Origin of the sequence: Paracoccus marcusii (assembly GCF_006151785.1) — a bacterium.
Taxonomy (GTDB): Bacteria; Pseudomonadota; Alphaproteobacteria; order Rhodobacterales; family Rhodobacteraceae; genus Paracoccus; species Paracoccus marcusii.
In genome coordinates this window covers 1-3,047 of the sequence record NZ_VDDD01000211.1, presented here as the reverse complement: position 1 = coordinate 3,047, position 3,047 = coordinate 1, and the positions used below count along the sequence as shown (strand labels likewise).

Here is a 3,047-nt window from a genome sequence, read left to right as displayed (position 1 = left end):
GTCCACCATCTATAGCGGACACTATCTCCCACGCTCACCACGCGGCAGGGCAGTCAGACCGGACGCTTACGTCGCTTGGGCAGATCCTGCTGGAAGACGGGGTGGTCGATGCGGGGGACCTGCTCAAGGCGACGGTGATCCAGCAAAAGCTGAGCCTGCGGCTGGACCAGGTATTGCTGGCCCAAGGGATGGTCCAGCCCGCCGCCCTGGCCCGCGCGCTGTCGCGGCAGTGGCGCACCACCGCCATCGACCCCGACGTGACGCCCGCCGACCCGCGGCTGATCGACGACGCAGGGGCCGGGTTCTGCCTGACGCACGGGCTGCTGCCTTGGCGGCGAATCGGCGGGGTGACCTGGATCGCGACGGCGCGGCCCGATGATTTCGCGGCCGTGCTGCCCCTGCTGCCGCGCCAGTTCGGCCAGGTCCGCATGTTGCTGTGCAGTGCGGACCAGGCCCAGGGCGGGGTGCTGAACTCCCGCCGGACCCGCCTGATCCGCGAGGCGGAGACGCGCGTCCCCGCCATCGAAAGCTGTCGCACGCAGGATCAGGCCCGGACGGCACGCCTGGCGATCGCGGCGCTGGCCCTGACCGCGGCCGGCCTGATCCTGGTCCCGACGTTGATCGTGGGGCTGCTGACGTTCTGGGCGGTGCTGACCCTGGTGACGCAGAGCGGGCTGAAGCTGGCGTCGTTCCTGGCGGCGCGGCGGGCGCTGCGCGAGCAGGATGCCCATGCGCTGGCCGTCCGACAGGGTCATCCTGTCCCCCCGCTGATGGAGGCTGCGCTGCCGCTGATCTCGGTCATGGTGCCGCTGTTTCACGAAAAGGACGTCGCGGGCAAGCTGGTCGCACGGCTGGCGCGGCTGGACTATCCGCGGGAACTGACCGACATCCTGTTGGTGATCGAGGCCAGCGACGAGATCACCGAGGCCGCGCTGGACGGCGTGCGCCTGCCGCATTGGATCCGCGTCGTGCGGGTGCCCGACGGGCCGATCAAGACCAAGCCCCGGGCGCTGAATTATGCGCTGAACTTCTGCCGCGGCCAGATCGTGGGCATCTGGGACGCCGAGGACCGACCCGATCCCGATCAACTGCACAAGGTCGCGCGCCGCTTTCATGTCGCGCCTGCGGACGTCGCATGCCTGCAGGGAGCGTTGGACTACTACAACCCGCGCACCAACTGGCTGGCGCGGTGCTTTACCATCGAATACGCAAGCTGGTTCCGCATCCTGCTGCCGGGGGTCGCGCGTCTAGGGCTGATCGTGCCCCTGGGCGGCACCACCCTGTTCTTTCGCCGCCACCTGCTGGAACGGGTCGGCGCATGGGATGCATGGAACGTGACCGAGGACGCCGATCTGGGCGTCCGCCTGGCCCGGCGCGGATACCGGACAGAGATCATCGAGACCACCACCGATGAGGAGGCGAACTGCCGCGCCCTGCCATGGGTCAAGCAGCGGTCGCGCTGGCTCAAGGGATACGCGATGACCTGGGCGGTGCACATGCGCGATCCTGCGGCGCTCTACCGCGATCTGGGGGCGTGGCGCTTCTGGGGCTTTCAGGTCCAGTTCCTGGGGGCGCTGTCGCAATACCTTCTGGCACCGATCCTGTGGAGCTTCTGGCTGCTGACCTTCGGCCTGCCGCATCCGCTGCGCGCACCGCTGGAAACCGGGGTAGGCTCTTGGGCGATCGTGGGCCTGTTCGGATTGTTCGTCGCGTCCGAGGCGCTGAGCATCTTCGTCGGCATGCGTGCGGTCAGTGGGGCAAAGCACCGCCATCTGATGCCTTGGGTGCCGACGCTCCATCTCTATTTTCCGCTTGGATGCCTGGCCGGGTGGAAGGCCATCTACGAGGTCGTGGCCAAGCCCTTCTACTGGGACAAGACCGCCCACGGCCTGTTCGTCGAGGCGGCGGATGCCCCCGTCATCCCCCTGGCACCGGGCATGGTCTCGATCCCGGTCCTGGGCCAGATCGGCGGCCGGTCCCTGGCAGAGGTGGCGGCGGACCTGCAGAGCAGCGCCGGACAGGCCACCGCGGGACAGCCCAACCTGGTCCAGATCGATGCGCCGGCAGTCGAACCGGATGCCATGCGCTATCCTCAGGACCGCGCCGCCAGCGGCTAGTCGGGCGGACTTTCGTCCGACAGATGTCCCTCGACGAGGGCCTGCACCGTGGCGAAATCGTCGGACAGCCGATCACGCAGGGTATCGGGGCTGTCGGCCTCGACCTCGCGCAGCAGGAAATCCTGGCCTCCGCGCCCGATCACGTCCATGTCCAGCGCCCTGTCCGTCAACAGGCGGGCGGCGGCATGCACGCGCCACAATCCCCGCCAGATCGACGACAGGCGGTCCGCCTGTTCCGTCGTCAGCAGCCCCGCCCGGCGACCCGCCCGCAACTGCGCCAGCGTCGACCGCGCCGGATCGCCCGCCCGCAAGGCGCAGCTCTGCGCCAGCAGGTCGATGTCCTGCAGCCGCCCGGCCCCCTGTCGCACGTCGAAGGCCCCGCCCGGCGGCTTTGCGGCGAACAGGCGGTCACGCATCTGGCCTGTGTCGGGCAAAACACGCGGATCGATGCCGCGTTCGGCCAGCACCTTCAGGCGCAGGGTCTCGATCTGCTGGCACAGCATATCCGCATCGGGCCCGATCTGCGCGACGCAGCGCGCGCGGGTCAGGGCCAGATGCTCCCATGTCCAGGCCTCGGTCATCTGGTAGGTGCCGAAGCTGTCGATCGAGGTCGCCACCGGCCCCTGCCGCCCCGACGGGCGCAGCCGCATGTCGACCTCGTACAGCCGGCCTTCGGCGGTGGGCGCAGACAGGGCGGTGACCATCGCCTGCGTCAACCGGGCGTAATAGGGGCGCGCGGCCAGCGGGCGCGGCCCGTCCGAGGCATCGACCCCGTCCGCGTCATAGATCACGATCAGATCCAGGTCCGACCCGGCGTTCAGCACCCGCGCGCCCAGGGAACCCATGCCCACCACGACCGCGCCGCGGCCCGGCGGCGGGCCATGGCGGCGCGCGAAATCGGCGGCGGTCACCGGCAGCAGCGCCGCCACG

Annotated in this window: 2 protein-coding genes; one reads left to right on the top strand and one right to left on the bottom strand. The window is 69.7% G+C overall.

What is annotated here, in order from left to right; translation table 11 throughout:
• On the top strand, nt 1-2,117 hold a 2,117-nt coding region (locus tag FHD68_RS18165), incomplete at its 5' end, for a glycosyltransferase (protein ID WP_139086483.1).
• Here the strand turns inward: FHD68_RS18165 and FHD68_RS18160 are convergent.
• A partial coding sequence (locus tag FHD68_RS18160; protein WP_482811974.1) for a [protein-PII] uridylyltransferase family protein occupies nt 2,114-3,047 on the bottom strand: 934 nt, incomplete at its 5' end. The two genes, FHD68_RS18165 and FHD68_RS18160, sit on opposite strands and share 4 nt — an antisense overlap.